This window comes from Sphingomonas qilianensis (assembly GCF_039614825.1).
In the GTDB taxonomy this organism is placed as follows: Bacteria; Pseudomonadota; Alphaproteobacteria; order Sphingomonadales; family Sphingomonadaceae; genus Sphingomonas; species Sphingomonas qilianensis.
In genome coordinates, this window is record NZ_JBDIMF010000001.1 from 638,235 (window position 1) to 657,667 (window position 19,433).

The window sequence follows — 19,433 nt, forward strand, 5'->3', positions numbered from 1 at the left end:
GATTACCAGCCGCTCGGCTTGCCCTTGTTCTGCGCATCGAGCCACGTCTTGAGCGGCGCGAAATAGGCGACCATCGCCTTGCCAGACATCTCGCGGCTGCCGGTGAACTTCTCCAGCGCATCCGGCCAGGGCTTGGACTGGCCCATTTCCAGCATCGCGTTCAGCTTCGCGCCGACTTCCTTATTGCCGTAGAACGAGCAGCGATGCAGCGGCCCCGTCCACCCGGCCTGCTTGCATGCCGCCTGGTAGAACTGGAACTGCAGCAGCCGCGCGAGGAAGTAGCGGGTATAGGGCACGCTCGCGGGCACGTGATATTTGGCGCCGGGATCGAACTTGCTTTCGTCGCGCGCCACCGGCGGCACGATGCCCTGATATTTCAGCCGCAGATCGTCCCAGCCCTTTTCATAGCCGGTCGTGGGGATGGTGCCGGCGAACACGCCCCAGCGCCACTTATCGATCAGCAAGCCAAACGGCAGGAACGCCACCTTGTCCATCGCCTGGCGCAGCAACAGCCCGACATCCTTGTCTGCGCTCGGCACCCTGGCCTGATCGAGCAGCCCGATCTGCACGAGATAATTGGGCGTGATCGAGAGGGCTACGAAATCGCCGATCGCCTCGTGGAAGCCGTCATTGGCCCCGTTCAGATAGAGTGGCGGCTGTTTCTGATACGCGCGCTGGTAATAATTATGCCCCAGCTCGTGATGGATGGTGACGAAATCGTCGCCGTTCACCTTGGTGCACATCTTGATGCGAATGTCGTTCTTGTTGTCGAGATCCCAGGCCGAGGCGTGGCAGATCACTTCGCGATCGGCCGGCTTGGTGATCTGCGATCGCGTCCAGAACGTGTCCGGCAGCGCCGCGAAACCCAGCGAGGAATAAAACGCCTCGCCCGTCTTGACCATCTTCAGCGCGTCGTAATTCTTGGCTTTGAGCAGGTCAGTCGTATCGAAGCCGAGATCGCCCGCCCCCTTGGGCGCGACCACGTCATAGATGTTGCCCCATTCCTGCGCCCACATATTGCCCAGCAGATCGCTGCGGATCGGCCCCGTCTTGGCCTGAACGGCATCGCCATATTTCTCGTTGAGCTTCCAGCGTACATAAGTGTGCAGCGACTTGTACAGCGGCTCGACCTCAAGCCACAATTTGTCGGTCAACTGCTCGAACGCCGCCGGGCTCATGTCATACCCTGCGCGCCACATCGAGCCGACATCCTGATAGCCGAGCTCGGCCGCGCCCCTGTTGGCGATCTCGACCGTGCGGGCATAATCTTGCCGCATCGGTGCACCGACATTGTCGTGCCAGCTGACCCACATTTCCTTCAATTTGGCGGGATCGCGCTCGGTGCCCATCGCCGCCTCGATATCGCTGCCGTTGATCGGCTTGCCATCCAGCGTGCCCTTGCCCTTGCCGTAGAAAGACGACATCTTGGTCACCAGGGTGGATAGTTCGGTCGCCGCGCCCGGCGTGGTCGGGGCCGGCAGCGTGATGCCGCCGCGCAGCAGATCAAGCTTGCGCCGCGTATCGAACGACAGGCCCGCCACTTTGTCGTACCTGGCGGCTTCCAGCGCGAGCTTGACCGAGAGTTCAGTGCCCTCAGCGTTGATCCGCGCGGCCATCGCATCGGTATCGTCGGTAATATATGTCGCGTTGACCCAATTGACCTGGCTCGATTGGATGCCGAAATCGAACAGCGTCTTTTCGGACGCGGCGATGAACGCATCGGCGTCCGCCGCGGTCGGGGCGGCGGTGGCGACGGCAGGCGCGGTCTGCGCCAGGCCGGGAGTGGCAAGCATCGCGAGCGACAGCGCCAGGCACGAAATACCGGTACGGATCATGAAAACCTCAGGTTGAACGGTGGGATGCCGCAACCTGTCCTTCGCGTGCGCCCGGGTCAAGCGGCGGCAAGGAACTCGGCAATGGCGTGGCCCAGCTCTGGCTTGGTCACCGCGCTCATATGCCCGCCCGGCGTTTCCACCAGCACGGCGTCCGACAGCAGCGCCGCCAGCTCGGCATGCGAGCCATTATCGTCATCGTCCACGCCCGCCACCACCAGGGTGCGTTGCTCGATCGCGCGCAGCGCTTCGACAGACGTATCGACGAACGTGTCGAGGATATGCAGCAACGCCACCGGATCGCCGCCGGTGGTCTTGAGAAACGCCTCGGCGAGCCATTCCGGGCTGCCTTGCGCGAAGCTGCCGAGATTGCTCAGGATCTTGCGGAAGTGGCCGCCGCGACCCGCCGTATCGGTCAGCCCGCTCAGCCCCATGCCGGCGATCACCACGCGCCGCGGCGTCGCGCCACCCGCCATCATCCGTGCCGTCGTCCGCGCGCCGAGCGAATAGCCGCCAAGATCGTAATCGGTCAGCCCCAAATGCTCGATCAGCGCGAAGCCATCGCGCATCAGCACGTCGGGCGGATAGGCGGCGGCGTCATGCGGTTTGGCACTGTCCCCATGCGCGCGCATATCCGGCATAATCACCCGGAAACCCTTCGCTGCCACCGCCGCGGCATGGCCGTAACGCACCCAATTGGTCGATGCGTTGGAGAAAAAGCCGTGAATCAGGACGACCGGCCGCCCCTCGCCCAGCTCGCGAAACGCCAGCTTCGTGCCGTCGAAACTGTCGAAAAACTGCGGTTCAATCGGGGATTTTGCCAACGGCCTTGATCCAGCGGTCACGAGTGGAAGGATTATCGTCCGCCCGCGTAGCAGGAAGATGGCGCGTGTCGAGCCAGTCTTCGTGCCACGTCTCGGGCGAAAAATGGCTGGTGGGTTTGAAACGATACGGTTCGTCGAAGCTGCCGACCGTCAGATCCATCGTCTTGCCGGGCTCGAGAAACTCGAACGTCAGCGACGTGCCGCAGGCGGCGCAAAACCCGCGCTCGGCGATCGGCGAGGATTGGAAGCGATCCGGCTCCCGTGTCGTCCAGGCCAGCTCGGCGATCGTGACGTTCTTGAACGCGATCGACACCCCGCCCGTCGCGCGCTGACACATCCGGCAATGGCAGAGATATGACTCGTCGCTGTCGATCGCCGCGCTGTAGCGCACCTCGCCGCACTGGCAGCCCCCGGTCACCGTCTCAGTCACGCCATCCTCCAACCTTTACCGAGCAAACAGCTTGAAGAGCACCTCCATCGTCGACGCATCTTCGAACATCTCTGCGTCTTTCGGAAGAACGAGCCAGGGCTGTTTGCGTTTTACCCAGGCATGAACCGGCACGTCCAGCTCATCGCTGCGATCGAGCGACCCCGCGCGGATCACCGCGACCCCAGCACGCGCCGTATTCGTATTGAACAGCCGCACATGACACACGCCGCACATGCGCTTCAGCTATTGCGTCCCGCTCGGCGACTGGAAACCGTATTCCACAACCGGCCCGGGGGTGATCGATCGCGCACTTTCCGGCAGCAACACCTGCTCGCTGAATGCGCTGCCGGACCAAGTCTGCCAGGTCCGACAATGGCAGGCGTAAGCCAGGGGTAGCTCGGTCAGCGCGAGTTCGTATCGGCAGGCGCCGCAATGGCATCCGCCCTTGATCATTGCATCAGCCCCCTCACTCGCGCGCGCCCTCGATACGCCGATAGTCGCGAGGCGAAACGGTGATCGGCGGTTACCAGTTCTTGATCCAATGCCTCTGCAACCGCGAGATAGACACAATCATAGACCGGGTGGTCCATCTCGATCGCGAGCGAAAGTGCGCGATCCATCATCGGGGTTTCATCGATCGTTCGCAGGATGAAAGCCAGCAGTCCGGGAAGCGAAGCAAGCTCCGCATCGTCGCCCAACTCGCCACGCCGCCGCTTTTTCCAGATCGCATTGCCGACTTCGGCATGGATCAATATCGGCGCCCATAGCTCAACGCCGCCCAGCAAAGCGCGAGCGACATCGCTATCCTCTTCTTCGACCAGCCATTTCAGCGCGACCGAAGCGTCGACGATCATCGATCGCGATCTTCCCTGATCAGATCCACGCCGGGCGTTTGCCGAACCCCCGGCACGGTCGCGCGTTTGGTGATCGCCTGCATTCGACGGACCACCGAGACTTTTCATCGGCCGTCAGCGTCGCTGCGGCTTGGATCGCGGCGCGCGCGAGCGCTTCTACCGAAGTATTGCGCTCGCGCGCAGCAATCTCCAATCGCGTGATCGTAGCATCATCCAGCTGGCGAACGAGTATCTGACCCATAAGCGGATATTAGCATCACGCCGACACCCGCTCAAGCATGGGCTCAGCCGCCCTTGCGCAGGTGGCGGCGCCCGAGCAATTCCGCGATTTGCACCGCGTTCAGCGCCGCGCCCTTGCGCAGATTATCGCTCACGCACCACAGGTTGATGCCGTTTTCGATCGTCGAATCCTCGCGCACGCGGCTGACGAAGGTCGCGAATTCGCCGACGCATTCCACCGGCGTGATATAGCCGCCGTCCTCGCGCTTGTCGTACAGCATCACGCCCGGCGCCTCGCGCAGGATATCCTGCGCTTCCTTGGCCGAAATTTCGTCCTCGAACTCGATATTGATCGCTTCCGAATGGCCGACGAACACCGGCACGCGCACGCACGTCGCCGTCACCTTGATCTTGGGATCGAGGATTTTCTTGGTCTCGACCACCATCTTCCACTCTTCCTTGGTCGATCCATCGTCGAGGAAGCTGTCGATATGCGGGATCACATTAAAGGCGATCTGCTTGGTGAATTTCTTGGGCTCGGCCGGATCGCCGACGAAAATGTTGCGGCTCTGCTCGAACAGCTCGTCCATGCCCTGTTTGCCCGCCCCGGATACCGACTGATAGGTCGCGACGACCACGCGCGTGATCTTGGCCTTGTCGTGCAGCGGCTTCAGCACCACCACCATCTGCGCGGTCGAGCAGTTCGGGTTGGCGATGATGTTGCGCGCCTTGTACCCGTCAATCGCTTCCGGATTCACTTCCGGTACGATCAGCGGCACGTCCGGATCCATGCGGTACAGCGAGGAATTGTCGATCACCGTGCAGCCCGCGGCGGCGGCGATCGGCGCGTATTTGGCGGTCGCCTCTGAGCCGATCGCGAACAGCGCCATGTCCCAGCCGGCCCAATCGAAATTGTCGATATTCTGGACCTTGAACTGCTTCCCCGTGTCGCCGTAATCGACCATCAGCCCCTGGCTGCGCGACGAGGCGACGACAGCGATCTCATCGGCCGGGAATTCGCGCTCCGCCAGAATGTTGAGCATCTCGCGCCCGACATTGCCCGTCGCGCCCGCGACCACGATCCGATAGCCCATAGATAATTCCCGCATTAAAGTCGTCGAGCGCGCGATACCAGAAACGTGCCGGCTGGGAAGCGCGTAAATCGCGGCTGCGGCAGGAATACGGCACCCGCACCTCGCCTTGCGACAGCGTCGATCATTGGCAAGGTGACGGGCGACTTGCGACCTTGGCGTTCGTGTTCGTGACGGCCGTTGGACATAATTGAAAGGGAATGACGCCCGCTGCGAATGCAACGGGCGTCATTATGATCAGGCTTCGATATCGCGCTTGAACGTCTCCGGCAGGAACAGCAGCCCGAGCACCAAGGTGATCGTCGCCAGCACCACGGGATACCACAACCCGTAGTAAATATCGCCGGTCGCCGCGACCATCGCGAACGCCGTGGTCGGCAGGAACCCGCCGAACCAGCCATTGCCGATATGATAGGGCAGCGACATCGACGTGTAGCGGATGTTGGTCGGGAACAGTTCGACCAGCAGCGCGGCGATCGGGCCGTAGACCGCGGTCACCAGCAGCACCATGAAGAACAGGATGGCGATGACGAGCGGCGTATTCATCCCCGCCGGATCATATTTGGCCGGATAGCCCGCGGTGGCGATCGCACCCTTCAGTTCCGTCTGAAAGGCAGTGATGGCGGCCTTGCGCGCGTCGCCCGTCACTTGCGACGGATCGGGCGCGACGAAGGTCTGTCCACCGACGCGGACCTGCGCGATCGTTCCCGCAGGCGCCTCGACATTGTCATAGTTGACGCCGCTCTTGGCCAGGAACGACTTGGCGATGTCGCAGCTCTTGGCGTCGAACTTGTTACGGCCGACGGGGTCGAACTGCACCGAGCAGTCGTCGTCATGGCTGACCACGGTGATCGGCGACGCCGCCTGCGCCGCGGCGAGCGCGGGGTTGGCGGCCTGAGTCAGCGCGCCGAACAGCGGGAAGTAGGTCAGCGCCGCCAGCGCGCACCCGGTCATGATGATCGGCTTGCGGCCGATCTTGTCCGACAGCCAGCCGAAGATGACGAAGAACGGCGTGCCCAGCGCCAGCGCCACTGCCATCAGCACGTTGGTCGTCGCGCCATCCACCTTGAGCATCTTTTCGAGGAAGAACAACGCGTAGAACTGGCCGGTATACCAGACCACCGCCTGCCCCATCGCCGCGCCGAACAGGGCGATCAGCACGATCTTCAGATTGCCCCAGCGTGCGAACGCTTCGGTCAACGGCGCCTTGGAGGTCTTGCCCTCGTCCTTCATGCGCTGGAACGCGGGGCTTTCGGCGAGCTGCAGGCGGATCCACAGCGACACGCCGAGCAGCAGGATCGAGATGATGAACGGCATGCGCCAGCCCCACGATGCGAACGCCTCCTCACCCAGCAGGTAGCGCAGCCCGATCACGACCAGCAACGCCGCGAACAGCCCGAGCGTCGCGGTCGTCTGGATGAAGCTGGTATATAGGCCGCGGCGGTTGCGCGGCGCATGCTCCGCGACATAGGTCGCGGCACCACCATATTCGCCACCGAGCGCGAGGCCCTGCAACAGGCGCAGGAACACGAGAAGCAACGGCGCTGCCACGCCGATCGAGGTGTAGGACGGCAACAGGCCGACCGCGAAGGTCGACAGGCCCATGATGCCCATCGTGACGAGGAACGTGTTCTTGCGCCCGACCAGATCGCCGATCCGCCCGAACACCAGCGCGCCGAACGGCCGCACCGCAAAGCCCGCGGCAAACGCGCCGAGCGCCAGGATAAACCCGGTCGTCTCGTTGACGCCCGAGAAGAATTGCGCCGAGATATAGGTGGCCAGCAGCCCGTAGAGATAGAAATCATACCATTCGAACACGGTGCCCAGCGACGAGGCGATGATGACCTTCTTGTCGCTCTGGAATGTTGCGGCCGGATCGCCCGCCTCGTCATATGTCGTCGCCATTGCGTCCGTCCCTCCTGATCAGAACCCGTATTTGATTGCGAATTCGATGCGATCGAGCGCGCCGGTATCCCCCGACAGCAGCTCACGCACCGCGTGACGATATTCGATGCCGAGATCGAAGCCCTTGGCCGGCGTCCAGAAGACGTTGGCCGCGCCGCCATAGGATTTGGCGTTGGCCAGGCCCGTGACGGGGAGCCCATCGGGATAGCTGGCCGACTGGTAGCTGCCCATGAACGTGCTGCGCACCGTATCCGTCCAGCCCAGCCGTAACGCCGCGAAAGCGGCAAAATTGTCGATCCGTTCCAGCTGCTGCGCCGTGCCGCCATACAGCGCATCGGGAACATAGCCGAGCCCGAGATAGCGACCGATGCCCTGCCCGTAGGTGGCCATGAAGCGCAGATCGTGGCGCGTGCCGATCGGGATCTTGCCCGAGCCGGAGACGCCCCAGCCGAACGCGGTGTCGCCGGTGCCGAGTGTATCGGTGCGCAGCTCGCGCGCGATCCCGGCGAGCGCGAACTGGCCGAGCGGCATCTTCCAGTTCAGCCGCGCGACGATATCGGGCAGCCGATCGTCATCGGTGTCGACCAATGCGGCATTGGTGGGCAGCGCGGTTTCCGTCTCGGGATTTTCCGCGGCCAGCTGCAGCGTGAGATCGGGCCGAAGCGTTGTCGTGTAGCGGATCAGCGCCTGCCGGTTGAACACTGTGCCATCCAGCGGCCCGACGAAATCGGTCGTCTCCGGCAGCACGGCGAGGTTCTGGAAGGTCGACCATTCCTGCCCGACCAGCCAGTTGCCATATTCGATAAAGCCGCGCCGGAACGTCGGCGTATAGGGGTTGGTCGCACGCTGCGCGCCGACCGGCGCGGTGGCCAGCGCGAAATCGAACTCGATCAGGGTCTTGGCTTCGGTGCCGTTGACCGGGGTGGAGGTGCTGAACACGAGCCTGGTCTGGCGCGCGGAGAATAGCAGGTCTTCGCTGGAAAACCCGCCGCCAACGGGGATCTGCTGCGGCAGGAAGAATTCTTTGCCCAGGCCGCCGACCGCGACTTCACCGTCATTGTAGCGGCTGGCGATGACGTTCAGACGGACAAAGCCACCAAGCTTCACGGTCGTGTTGCCGATGCGGAAGCCGTCGCCCGAGGGAGTGGCGGCCGTGCCCGAGGCGGCGCTGTTGGCGGTTGCCCCGCCCGCCGTGCCGCTGCTCGCGACTTGCGTATTAATCCCGCGCCCCGACACGCCTGCCAACGCTGTGGCCGGCGAACCCGCGGCGGCGGGCGGCGGGGAAGATGCCAGCGCGGCGGGCACCGCTGCCTGGCTTTGCGCGCGCGTTTGCGACAGTTCGGAACGCAGATCGGAAACCGCCTGCTCGAGCATTTTCAGCCGAGCCTCCAATGCGGCCTCGCGCGCGCTCACCGGCACCGACGCGCCGGCCGACTGCGCGTTGGCGGGGCTGGCTACCAGCGCCAGCGCGGTCGATCCTGAAAGCGCCAACACGCGCGATGCGCGACGTTTGATACTGCTCATTCGCCTCTCCCCAACGACCCGCGGGTCGGCCCGCTTATGTCTTGGATCATCATTACGCAGTGCTCGGCGGGCGTTAACCGCGATAAACGTCGTATACCGCCTGCCGCCGTCCTTCCGTAAGGAGTGGGCAAAGCCGTAAGCAAGGGAGAGACGATGAGCGCGATCCAAGAAGCTAGTGGCGTTCAGGGCGCGATGTCGGCGCCGGCAGGCGCCTTGCAGCAACGTCGCAATATGGCTGCCGCGGATCCGGAGCACTATTGGCGGGAGCGCGGGCAGGTCCTCGACTGGATCGAGCCGTACACCGTGGTCAAGGACACGTCGTTTGATGCCGACGACTTCCACATCCGCTGGTTCGCCGATGGCAAGCTCAACGTCTCGGCCAATTGCCTCGATCGGCATCTGGCGACCCGCGGTGACCAGGTCGCGATCATCTGGGAAGGCGACGAGCCTGGCGAAACCGAGCGCGTCACCTATCGCGATCTGCACGCTCGCGTGTGCAAGTTCGCCAACGTGCTCAAAAGCGAGGGCGTCGCCAAGGGGGACCGTGTCACGCTGTATCTGCCGATGATCGTCGAGGCGGCGGTGGCGATGCTGGCGTGCGCGCGGATCGGCGCGGTCCATTCGGTGGTGTTCGGCGGCTTCTCGCCCGACAGCCTGGCGGGGCGGATCGAGGATTGCGGATCGACCTTCGTCATCACCGCCGACGAGGGCTGCCGCGGCGGCAAGCGGATCCCACTCAAGGCCAACGTCGATGCGGCCTTGGAGAAATGCTCGGGCGTCGCGCGCGTCGTCGTCGTCCGCCGAACCGGCGGTGCCGTCACGATGACCCCGGGCCGCGACATCTGGTACGATGCGGCGATGGCCGAGGCCTCGCCGGATTGCCCGCCCGAACCAATGGACGCCGAGGACCCGCTGTTCATCCTCTATACCTCCGGATCGACGGGCAAGCCCAAGGGCGTTGTGCACACCAGCGGTGGCTATCTGGTGTGGACCGCGGTCACCTTCCGCGAGGTGTTCGATTACCGCGACGGCGATCTGTTCTGGTGCACCGCCGATGTCGGCTGGGTCACCGGGCACAGCTATGTCGTCTATGGCCCGCTGGCCAATGGCGCGACCACCGTAATGTTCGATGGTGTGCCCAATTATCCGGACCACAGCCGTTTGTGGGAAACGATCGACCGGCTCGGCGTGACCATCTTCTATACCGCGCCCACCGCGATCCGAGCGCTGATGCGCGAGGGCGATGCCTGGGTGGCGCGATCGTCGCGCGCCTCGCTGCGCCTGCTCGGCAGCGTCGGCGAACCGATCAACCCCGAGGCGTGGCGCTGGTATCACGAAGTGGTCGGCGACAAACGCTGCCCGATCGTCGATACCTGGTGGCAAACCGAAACCGGCGGCATCATGATCGCGCCTTCGCCGCATATCACGCAGCCAAAGCCCGGCAGCGCGACCAAGCCCCTGCCCGGCGTGCAGCCCGAACTGGTCGATGCCGAGGGCATCGTGCTTGACGGGGCGACCGAGGGCAATCTGGTCATCGCAGACAGCTGGCCGGGGCAGATGCGCACCGTGTGGGGCGATCACGAACGTTTCTTCCAGACCTATTTCAGCACTTATCCGGGCAAATATTTCACGGGTGACGGCGCCCGCCGCGATGACGATGGCGATTACTGGATCACCGGCCGGGTCGACGACGTGATCAACGTCTCGGGCCACCGCATGGGCACGGCGGAGGTCGAAAGCGCGCTGGTCGGCCATCCGCGCGTCGCCGAGGCGGCGGTCGTCGGCATGCCGCACGACGTGAAAGGCCAGGGCATCTATGCCTATGTCACGCTCAACGCGGACGACAGCGGCGATGACGCCACCCGGGAGGAACTGCGCGCCTGGGTGCGGCGCGAGATTGGGCCGATCGCCACGCCCGATGCGCTGCAATTCGCGCCAGCTTTGCCCAAGACGCGCTCGGGCAAGATCATGCGCCGCATCCTGCGCAAGATCGCCGAAGGCGATACCGGCAATCTCGGCGATATTTCGACGCTTGCCGATCCGTCGGTCGTCGAGCTGCTGGTGCGGGAGCGGATCGGCTGAGCGGATCGATCCTGATCGCGGATGATCATCCGCTGTTTCGCCAGGCGCTGGGATTGGCGGTGGCTGCCGTGCGCCCCGCCGCGCGCGTGCTCGAAGCGGGCACGCTGGCGCGCGCGGCAACCCTGGCCGCAGAGACGAACGATCTCGAACTCATCCTGCTCGATCTCAAGATGCCCGGTGCCAGCGGCTATGCCGGTGTCGCGTTGATCCATGCCGAGCGCCCGCTCGTTCCGATCCTCGTCGTGTCCAGCGCCGATGCCGCGCAGGCGCTGCCCGAAGTGCGCCGCTTCGGCGCGATCGGCTTCCTCAGCAAAGGCGCCGATCTCGCCGCCATCGAGCGCGCCATCGCCGCGGCGCTCGATGGCACGGTGGCACCGCCACCCAGCGCCGATGACGCGCCGATCGATCCGATCGACGAGGTCGCCGCGCGCGTCGCCTCGCTCACCCCAACGCAGCTCAAGGTTCTGCTTGGCGTGCTCGACGGGCGCTACAACAAGGAGATCGCCTTTGATCTCGGCATCAGCGAACCCACCGTCCGCGCGCATATGACCGCGGTGTTGCGCAAGCTCGACGTCACCAGTCGCACGCAGGCGGCGCTGGCCGCGCGCGCGCTCGGGCTTGGCGCTCCTACCCCGATCAAGCGCTAAGCGCCCCCGCCAGCCAGGCATCGAACGCGTCGGGATCGAGCGGCTTGGTCAGCAGCGCGATGCCGCGCCGGGCAGCACGGGGGGCGAGCTGCGGGTCCGGCTCGGCCGTGACCAGCGCGGCGGGAACGGAGGGCAATGCGGCGATCAGCGCGAGCCCATCGATCTCGCCGCCAAGATGGAAATCGATCAGCGCGACGTCGTAAGGCGCGCGGATGGCCTGCGCCGCCGCCGCGCTGCCCGCGACGAGCACGTGATGGCCGCGTGCCGCGAGCATCGCGCCCATCGCTTCGCAAACGCGCGCATCATCGTCGACCACCAGGATAGTAGCGGCGCGCGCGACGGTGGTGGGCCGCACCAGTGGCGCCGCCAGCGGCGCCTCGGCAGCAAGTGCCAGCGTAAAGGCGAAGCGGCTGCCGCGCCCGACCTGGCTGGTCAGCGTCACCGGCGCGCCGAGCAGCCGCGCGGTGCGATCGACGATGGCGAGCCCCAGCCCGACGCCGACATCATCGCTGCTTTCGAGCCGTTCGAATTCGCCGAAGATCCGCTGCCGCTCGGCCGCCGGGATGCCCATCCCGCTATCCCACACTTCGATCACGACAGCCCCGCCGCGCCGCCGCGCGCCCACCAGCACGCCGCCTTGCGCGGTGTAGCGCACCGCGTTGGAGATCAGGTTCTGCACGATCGAGCGCACCATCGTGGCATCGCTTGCCACCACCACGTCGCCCGCGGCGAGCCGCAGCGACAGGCCCTTTTCTGCCGCAGGCAGCGCAAACCCGTCGAGCAATTCCCGCAGCAGCGGACGCAGCGCAAATGGCTGCACCACCGGCACGATTCCGCCCGAATCAAGCCGTGAAATATCCAGCAGCGCGCGCAACAACCGTTCCGCCGCGACGATCGACTGATCCACCTTGGCCGCGAGCGGATGCCCCCCCACCGCGCGGTCCAGCGCGGCGGTGAATAACCGCGCGGCGTGCAGCGGCTGGATCAGATCGTGGCTGGCCGCGGCCAGGAAGCGCGTCTTGTCCGCCGTCGCGCGCGCCAGATCGGCATTGACGGCGGACAGTTCGGCGGTGCGTTGTTCGACGCGCGCCTCCAGCTCGATCCGCGCCGTCTCCAGCACGTCGCGCGCGCGCGCCTCCGCGGTAACGTCGGAGAAGCACATCACATACCCACCGCCCGGCATCGGCCCGCCGACCGTCTTCAGCACGCGGCCGTCGCTGCGCGTCCGCTCGAAACTGTGCCGCCGCCCACGCCGGATATTGGCAAGCCGGCGTTCGACATGGCGATCGACCTCGCCCGGGCCGCATTCGCCGCGCATCGCATTGAACGCGATGGCATCGGCCACCGGGGCGCCGACGCGGATCATCCCCGGCGGAAAGCCGAACATCTCCAGATAGCGCGTATTCCAGGCGACCAGCGCCAGATCGTGATCGACCACGCTGACCGCCGGATCGATATTCTCCAGCGTGGCGGCAAGCAGCCCCTGCGAGAATTGCAGGCTCTGCCCGCTTTCATCGAGCATCCGCGCCACCTCGATCGCCGACAGCGACGTGCCCGACAAGGCCGAGGCGACCAGCGCACGCGCCGAGGGCGCGCCCACCGCGCTGGCGATCAGTCGTTCGGCGATGCGGGCCTGCGCGCGCGACACCGCAATGGCCGTCGCGCCGCCCAGCGCCGCCCGGGCCTTGTCCATGCCCACGAAGCGCGCGACGAAATCGATCAGCTCCACCGAGGTCATCGCGCGTCCTTCGATGCCGTCGACGGGCGACCAAATGACGCTGCGCTCGCCCCGCGCCTGTCGTGCGGCGACCAGCGCATGAATGCCAATATTGGCGGCCAGGCTGACCACCGCGCCCGTGGCAAAAGCACTGAGGCCGCTCGCCGCGGCCAGCGCGCGCAGCGGAGCCGCAATTCCCAACGCCGGAATAAGAACGAATGCCGCCCACAGCACCAATCCGGTGACCAGCCCCGCCTTGGCGGCCAGCGCATCACGACCGTCGCGCTGCACCGCCAGGATGAGCGCCGGCGCGAATTGCGCCATCGCCGCGAAGGCCACCAGCCCGGTCTGCGCCAGCGTGACCCCCGCCGGCAAGGCGGCTGCATAGCCGAGCGCGATTGCCATCAGCACCGCGATCACCGTGCGGCGCACGCGCAGCAGGATCACGCCGGCATCGGCCTCGCTCCCGCGCGCCAGCCGGCGGATCAGCAAGGGCGCGAGCAGATCGTTCGACACCATCGTCGACAGCGCGATCATCTCGACGACCGCCATGCCGGTGGCGGCCGAAAAGCCACCGACGAACACCAGCAGCGCGAGCGGAAAGCTGCCCGCTTGTAGCGGCAGCGTGATGACCAGCATGTCGGCGGCGCCGCGCGGCTGAGACACCAGCCCGGCCAGCGTGATTGGCAGCACCGTCAGGCTGAACACCGCCAGCGCGCCGATAAACACCCAGCGCGCGCGGCGGATATCCGACACACCATCGGCTTGCGTAACGGCGATGTGGAATTGGCGCGGCAGGCTGATCGCCGCCATCCCGGCCAGCACGGTGGTAACAAGGAAATCAGCGCTGAGCGTGCTCGGTGCGAACAAGCCCGCCAGGCGATCGACGGCAATTGCGCGGTTGGCGGCGGGCGCCGCCGCGATCAGCAGCACCGCAAAGATCCCGATGGCGAGGAAGGCGATCAGCTTCACGCTGGCTTCGAGCGCGATCGCGAACACGACGCCGGGATTTTTCCCTGCCGCCTCGTAGCGCCGCGTGCCGAACAGCATCGCGAACACCGCCAGCATCACCGCGGTGGTCGCCATCGGCAGCAAGGTCGACCGGTGATCGGAAAGCAGCGCATAGGTGGTGCCAACCGACCGCAACTGCAGTGCCAGATACGGCACCGTGCCGGCGAGCGCGAGCGATGTCACCAGCGCCGCCACCCCCCGGCTTTTACCAAACCGGGTGCCGATAAAGTCCGAGATCGATGTCGCACCGACCTCTTTTGCCACGACGAGCAAGCGTTCGAGCCAGCGAATGCCGAAGGCATATAGCAGGATCGGCCCGACATAGATCGGTAAATAGGCCCACCCTCCGACGCTTGCGCTGCCGACCGCGCCGTAGAACGTCCAGCTGGTGCAATAGACGGTGAGCGACAGCGCGTAGGCGGTTCCCCGCCAACGCGCGGGATGCCCGCCCGCCTTGGCCCCGTCGATACGATAGGCAAAGAGAAACAACAGGCTGGCATAGGCCAGCGCGACTGCAAACAACATCAGTGGTTCTCGATACGTCGGACCGCACGTTCCCCTGGCGACGGACTAGCGATGCTCCGCTTACCGTATTGACCTGAAGGAGTCATGCCACTGGATTACAAGGTCGCCAGAAGGCAGCATTGCCTTGGCGCGGCCGGTTGCTTCGGATCGGCACTATCTCGGCAATTGCCCTAACCTTAGCATCTCGATGGCCCCCAGATTGACCTAAAAGCGGATGAAGGCGGCCGGCCCCGTCTAGGGGATTGAACCGACGCCTGGCGGCAAGCAATCCCCCAGCGCGTAGACACAGGCCTCTTTATAGGCATCGGACATTCGGCTAGCCCTGCCGGAAGCGCAAGGCATGCGAACGTAAGGGAATCCAATTGAGCAATCCGCAGTTTGAATTGAAAATTCTTGACGACCGTGTCCGTGAATGGGGGCTACCCGATTTCCAGACCGCCATGTCTGCGGGCATCGACATGTACGCCTGCATTGACGGACCATTAGAACTGCGCCCCCAAGCCGACGCCGTGCTGGTTCCGACCGGTATTGCAATCTTAATGAACGATCCAAATGTTGTTGCCTTCCTGCTTGCCCGTTCGGGGCTAGGGCACAAAAAGGGCGTTATCCTCGGGCAATCGGTCGGCACGATTGATGCTGACTATGCAAACCAGATATTCGTTAGCACTTGGCTTAGAACACCGCCCGGGAGCGAGCCGGTAGTGATCAATCCTGGCGACCGCATCGCACAACTCGTCTTTCTCCCGATCCTGCGGCCGACCTTCCTGGTGGTAGAAGAGTTTTCCGCCACCACATCGAGAGGTATCGGGGGGTTCGGCTCGACTGGGGTATGACGGGCCGGCAGCAAGGCTGCCGTAAACGACGGCAGCGGAAGATGCGCTGCAAAGGACATGAAAATGGATGATCGCGGCGAGATGAAAGCAATTGAGGCCGATCTCGGCGGCGCGTTCGTTATCGCGCGCCGCGCTCGTCTCCCTCAGCTCGTTCCGGCCCCGGTCCAACGCGCCATACTGGACCAGCTCGCCACGTTGGATAAGGCAGACCGCTGTAGCGGGGGTTTCCGGTCCACGGGGCGTTGATGATGAATGTTTTGATCCTGCTGGCCGCGGCGCAGGCCACAGTCGTGCCCGCCCCGGCCCCCGCCGTGCCCATCGACTGGTCAGTGCTCGCGCCGCTGCCCTATGTCGTCGCCCCGCAGCAATCCCGCGCGCTTGCCGGCTTCGTGGCGGGCGAAATCGCCGCAGGGCGCTGCCCGATCGCGCGCCCCGCCGACGGTCGCTATAGCGTCAAGGTCGAGGTCGCGACGCTGGTCGGCGCGGATGGCGTCATCCGTCGTACGGTGCCGCGCGCGATCAATTGCCCGACGGTCGAGCAATATAGCGCCGGGCTGGTGCTGAGCTTTGCACGCGGCAATCTGCACCGTGCGACGACCGATCAATGGTATCGCGCGACCATCGTGTTCGATTGGAACGGCTGATTCTCACCAACGCTGATCTCGATCGCTATGCGCGCCATATCGTGCTGAAGGAAGTCGGCGGCGCCGGGCAGATGGCGCTGCGCCGCGCCACCGTCGCAGTGATTGGCGCCGGCGGCATCGGCAGCCCGGCGCTGCAATATCTCGCCGCGGCCGGGATCGGCCGGCTGATCGTGATCGACGACGACCATGTCGATCTTTCCAACCTGCAACGCCAGACGATCTTCGCCACCGACGATATCGGCCAGCCTAAGGTCGCCGCCGCGGCGCTGGCCATCGCCGGGCTCAATCCCACGGTCGATGTCGTGATGCACCGCGCGCGGATCGATGCCGGCAACGCCCCAAAATTGCTGGCGGGCGCGGATGTGGTGCTCGACGGTTGCGACAATTTCGCCACCCGCCTCGCGGTCGCGGATGCCGCGCTGGCCGCCCGCGTTCCGCTCATCTCCGCCGCGGTCGGTCAGTTCGAGGGCCAGCTCGCCACCTTTCGCGGCTGGGAGGCGGACAAACCGTGTTACCGCTGCTTCGTCGGCGGCGATCCGGACCGCGCCGAGGCGAGCTGCGCCGAACAAGGCGTGCTCGGCGCGATGACCGGCGTGCTGGGCAGCCTCGCCGCGCTGGAAGTGATGCGCCAGATCGTCGGCTTCGGCGATGACAGCGCAGGCAAGCTGCTGCTGGTGGACGCGCTGGCGTTCCGCTTCCGCACCCTCACGCTGCCAAAGGATCCGGGGTGTCGCTGCGCCGTGCCCCACGCTTACCCAGCCGGTTAGCCCCCTCGATAGAACCGCGCGGAGCCCGCCCCATGACCACCCCCGCTCCGCGCAAAGTCCTCGTCATCTTCGGCACGCGTCCCGAAGCGATCAAGCTCTTCCCGGTCATCGCTGCGCTGAGAGCCACGCCGGGCCTCGATGTGCGCACCTGCGTCACCGCCCAGCATCGCGGCCTGCTCGATCAGGTGCTCGCCATCGCCGGCCTCACCCCCGATATCGATCTCGACATCATGGCGCCCGGCCAGAGCCTCGATCGGCTCACGGCGCGCCTGCTCACTGCGCTCGGCGAGGTGATGGACGCGGAAAAGCCTGATCGCGTGGTTGTTCAGGGCGATACCGCGACGGCGATGGTCGGCGCGCTCAGCGCCTATTATCGCCAAATTCCGATCTCCCATGTCGAAGCCGGGCTGCGCTCGGGCGATATCTATCAGCCCTGGCCCGAGGAGGTGAACCGCCGCATCGTTGCGCCGATCGCCGATCAGCATTTCGCCCCGACCGACACCGCCGCGCAGGCGCTGATCCGCGAGAATATTGATCCCGCCACGATCCACGTCACCGGCAACACGGTCATCGACGCGCTTTATGCCACACAGGCCAGGCTCGCCGCCGATCCGGCGCTAGCATTGGGCCTCGACGCCATCGCCGCGCGCTTTGCCGACAAGCGCATCATCCTCGTCACCACGCATCGGCGCGAAAATTTCGGCGAGGGCATGGCCAATATCGCTCGCGCGATCCAGGCGATCGCCGATCGCCCCGATACCGCCATCCTCTTCCCCTGCCACCCCAATCCCAATGTCGTGTCGGTGATGGACGCTTTGCTCGGCGACCATGCCAATGTCGCCCGGATCGAACCGCTCGATTACCCGCATTTCGTCCGCGCGCTGGGCCTGTGCCAGATCGCGTTGACCGATTCCGGCGGCGTGCAGGAGGAAGCACCCGCGCTCGGCAAGCCGGTGCTGGTCATGCGCGAGACGACCGAGCGCCCCGAAGGCGTCGCCGCCGGCACCGCCAAGCTGATCGGCACCGATGCCGCGCGCATCGTTGCCGAAATATCAACGCTCCTCGACGACAAGGCGGCTTATTCGGCCATGGCCCGCGCCCACAATCCGTTTGGCGACGGTCATGCCTCGATCAGGATCGCAAAGGTAATTGCCGATGGTTTCGCCGCTTCGCCCTGATGCCGGGCCGCAGACCTGCGGCAGCATGATCGTGTCGGTCGATCACCCCGCGTTCACATCGCTGTACAAGCGCGCCGAACCGATGCGACTGGCGAGCTAGGCGATCTTGCTGGCCAATTCGCCGCGCCCTTGCCAGGCAACGTGGCGCGTCGCGTCCGCTTGGCACTGGACGGCAAAGCGCAGCCTGCTATTGCTGAAGTCATCCGCCAAGGCCGCCGCGGTCAACATGAACAGCCGGAGCGCGATATGACGAAAACGGCGTTGATCACTGGGATAACCGGGCAGGACGGCGCCTATCTCGCCGAATTGCTGCTGTCCAAGGGCTATGAAGTTCATGGCATCAAGCGGCGGTCATCGTCGTTCAATACGGCGCGCATCGATCACATCTACGAAGATCCACACGAATCCGGGGCACGACTGCATCTTCATTATGGCGATATGACGGATTCGATGAATCTGACACGCATCGTGCAGGAAGTGCAGCCTGATGAAATCTACAATCTGGCCGCGATGAGCCATGTTGCGGTCAGCTTCGAGACGCCGGAATATACCGCCAATGCCGATGGCATCGGCACGCTGCGTCTGCTGGAGGCGCTGCGGTTGCTCAAGATGACGGAAAAGACGCGGATCTATCAGGCCTCGACCAGCGAACTGTACGGCAAGGTGCAGCAGATCCCGCAATCGGAGACCACGCCCTTCTATCCGCGCTCGCCTTATGCCGCGGCCAAGATGTACGCCTATTGGATGACGGTGAACTATCGCGAGGCCTATGGCATGCACGCCTCGAACGGCATCCTGTTCAATCACGAAAGCCCGCGGCGTGGCGAAACCTTCGTTACGCGCAAGATCACCCGCGCGGTTGCCGCGATCCATCTCGGGCTGCAGGACGTGCTGTATCTCGGCAATCTCGATGCGCAGCGCGATTGGGGCCATGCGCGCGATTATGTCGAGGGCATGTGGCGCATCGTGCAGCACGAACGGGGCGATGATTTCGTGCTGGCAACGGGCGTGACGCACAGCGTGCGCTCGTTCGTCGAGAAAGCCTTTGCCGAAGTCGATACGCAGATTGATTGGGCGGGCACCGGCGTCGACGAAGTCGGCAAATGCCGCACCACCGGTCGAGCGCTGGTCGAGGTCGATCCGCGGTATTTCCGCCCCACCGAGGTTGATCTGCTGATCGGCGATCCGAGCAAGGCCAAACGGCTGCTCGGCTGGCAAGCGACCACCACGCTCGACGCGCTCTGCGCCGAGATGGTGCGCGAGGATCTCAAGGTGATGGCGCGCGAGGCGGAGACGCGACGCCCTGACGAAGAGCGCGCCGTCGCGCTCCACGTGGTCAAACATTGATCG

Annotated in this window: 19 protein-coding genes; 8 read left to right on the forward strand and 11 right to left on the reverse strand. The window is 64.9% G+C overall.

From position 1 onward, the window contains the following. Positions 1 to 2: 2 nt before the first annotated feature. The 10 genes from ABC969_RS03090 to ABC969_RS03130 all read right to left on the reverse strand — a co-directional run bounded on the left by ABC969_RS03090 (position 3) and on the right by ABC969_RS03130 (position 8,679). A complete protein-coding gene (locus ABC969_RS03090) occupies positions 3 to 1,835 on the reverse strand; it encodes a M2 family metallopeptidase (RefSeq protein ID WP_345862883.1) in 1,833 nt (610 codons plus the stop codon). A gap of 56 nt (positions 1,836 to 1,891) precedes the next feature. Continuing rightward, positions 1,892 to 2,656, reverse strand: coding sequence for an alpha/beta fold hydrolase (locus tag ABC969_RS03095; protein ID WP_345862884.1), 765 nt, complete (start codon positions 2,654 to 2,656; stop codon positions 1,892 to 1,894). Next, positions 2,637 to 3,086, reverse strand: coding sequence for a GFA family protein (locus ABC969_RS03100; RefSeq protein ID WP_345862885.1), 450 nt, complete (start codon positions 3,084 to 3,086; stop codon positions 2,637 to 2,639). Before ABC969_RS03100 ends, ABC969_RS03095 begins: the two co-directional genes overlap by 20 nt. A 15-nt stretch (positions 3,087 to 3,101) precedes the next feature. Then, positions 3,102 to 3,302: a GFA family protein gene (locus tag ABC969_RS03105; RefSeq protein WP_345862886.1), complete on the reverse strand. Its 201-nt coding sequence runs from the start codon at positions 3,300 to 3,302 to the stop codon at positions 3,102 to 3,104. Positions 3,303 to 3,329: 27 nt separating this feature from the next. Further along, entirely contained in the window at positions 3,330 to 3,539 is a 210-nt protein-coding gene (locus tag ABC969_RS16535; protein WP_452652466.1) for a GFA family protein, read from the reverse strand. Continuing rightward, positions 3,536 to 3,940, reverse strand: coding sequence for a type II toxin-antitoxin system VapC family toxin (locus tag ABC969_RS03115; RefSeq protein ID WP_345862888.1), 405 nt, complete (start codon positions 3,938 to 3,940; stop codon positions 3,536 to 3,538). Before ABC969_RS03115 ends, ABC969_RS16535 begins: the two co-directional genes overlap by 4 nt. Before the next feature lie 19 nt (positions 3,941 to 3,959). Further along, positions 3,960 to 4,181 carry a FitA-like ribbon-helix-helix domain-containing protein gene (locus tag ABC969_RS16460; protein WP_380808729.1) on the reverse strand — a complete coding sequence of 74 codons (222 nt, stop codon included), beginning with the start codon at positions 4,179 to 4,181 and terminating at the stop codon, positions 3,960 to 3,962. Positions 4,182 to 4,224: 43 nt separating this feature from the next. Then, positions 4,225 to 5,253 carry an aspartate-semialdehyde dehydrogenase gene (locus ABC969_RS03120; protein ID WP_345862889.1) on the reverse strand — a complete coding sequence of 343 codons (1,029 nt, stop codon included), beginning with the start codon at positions 5,251 to 5,253 and terminating at the stop codon, positions 4,225 to 4,227. 234 nt (positions 5,254 to 5,487) lie between these two features. Further along, complete coding sequence (locus tag ABC969_RS03125; RefSeq protein ID WP_345862890.1) at positions 5,488 to 7,155, reverse strand: MFS transporter; 1,668 nt, start codon at positions 7,153 to 7,155, stop codon at positions 5,488 to 5,490. A gap of 18 nt (positions 7,156 to 7,173) precedes the next feature. Beyond that, on the reverse strand, positions 7,174 to 8,679 hold the full coding sequence (locus ABC969_RS03130) for a DcaP family trimeric outer membrane transporter (RefSeq protein ID WP_345862891.1): 1,506 nt from the start codon (positions 8,677 to 8,679) through the stop codon (positions 7,174 to 7,176). Positions 8,680 to 8,871: 192 nt separating this feature from the next. Between ABC969_RS03130 and acs the strand changes: the two genes are divergently transcribed. Together acs and ABC969_RS03140 are read left to right on the forward strand one after the other, a co-directional pair. Next, the gene (gene acs, locus ABC969_RS03135; protein WP_345863800.1) at positions 8,872 to 10,761 is read left to right on the forward strand and encodes an acetate--CoA ligase; all 1,890 of its coding nucleotides are present in this window, start codon (positions 8,872 to 8,874) and stop codon (positions 10,759 to 10,761) included. Beyond that, positions 10,758 to 11,408 carry a response regulator gene (locus ABC969_RS03140; protein ID WP_345863801.1) on the forward strand — a complete coding sequence of 217 codons (651 nt, stop codon included), beginning with the start codon at positions 10,758 to 10,760 and terminating at the stop codon, positions 11,406 to 11,408. Before acs ends, ABC969_RS03140 begins: the two co-directional genes overlap by 4 nt. On the opposite strand, the gene ABC969_RS03145 is transcribed toward ABC969_RS03140, so the two are convergent. After that, a complete protein-coding gene (locus ABC969_RS03145) occupies positions 11,398 to 14,661 on the reverse strand; it encodes a PAS-domain containing protein (RefSeq protein ID WP_345862892.1) in 3,264 nt (1,087 codons plus the stop codon). The two genes, ABC969_RS03140 and ABC969_RS03145, sit on opposite strands and share 11 nt — an antisense overlap. A 362-nt stretch (positions 14,662 to 15,023) precedes the next feature. On the opposite strand from ABC969_RS03145, the gene dut reads away from it, so the two are divergent. The 6 genes from dut (at position 15,024) to gmd (ending at position 19,430) form a co-directional block, all read left to right on the forward strand. Beyond that, positions 15,024 to 15,494, forward strand: coding sequence for a dUTP diphosphatase (gene dut, locus ABC969_RS03150; protein WP_345862893.1), 471 nt, complete (start codon positions 15,024 to 15,026; stop codon positions 15,492 to 15,494). Positions 15,495 to 15,739: 245 nt separating this feature from the next. Then, on the forward strand, positions 15,740 to 16,138 hold the full coding sequence (locus ABC969_RS03155; RefSeq protein WP_345862894.1) for a hypothetical protein: 399 nt from the start codon (positions 15,740 to 15,742) through the stop codon (positions 16,136 to 16,138). Further along, positions 16,135 to 16,905, forward strand: coding sequence for a HesA/MoeB/ThiF family protein (locus ABC969_RS03160; protein ID WP_345863803.1), 771 nt, complete (start codon positions 16,135 to 16,137; stop codon positions 16,903 to 16,905). Before ABC969_RS03155 ends, ABC969_RS03160 begins: the two co-directional genes overlap by 4 nt. Positions 16,906 to 16,937: 32 nt before the next feature. Beyond that, on the forward strand, positions 16,938 to 18,083 hold the full coding sequence (gene wecB / locus ABC969_RS03165) for a non-hydrolyzing UDP-N-acetylglucosamine 2-epimerase (RefSeq protein ID WP_345862895.1): 1,146 nt from the start codon (positions 16,938 to 16,940) through the stop codon (positions 18,081 to 18,083). Continuing rightward, entirely contained in the window at positions 18,061 to 18,183 is a 123-nt protein-coding gene (locus ABC969_RS03170; RefSeq protein ID WP_345862896.1) for a hypothetical protein, read from the forward strand. Before wecB ends, ABC969_RS03170 begins: the two co-directional genes overlap by 23 nt. Before the next feature lie 146 nt (positions 18,184 to 18,329). Further along, the gene (gene gmd, locus ABC969_RS03175) at positions 18,330 to 19,430 is read left to right on the forward strand and encodes a GDP-mannose 4,6-dehydratase (protein ID WP_345862897.1); all 1,101 of its coding nucleotides are present in this window, start codon (positions 18,330 to 18,332) and stop codon (positions 19,428 to 19,430) included. Positions 19,431 to 19,433 lie beyond the last annotated feature (3 nt).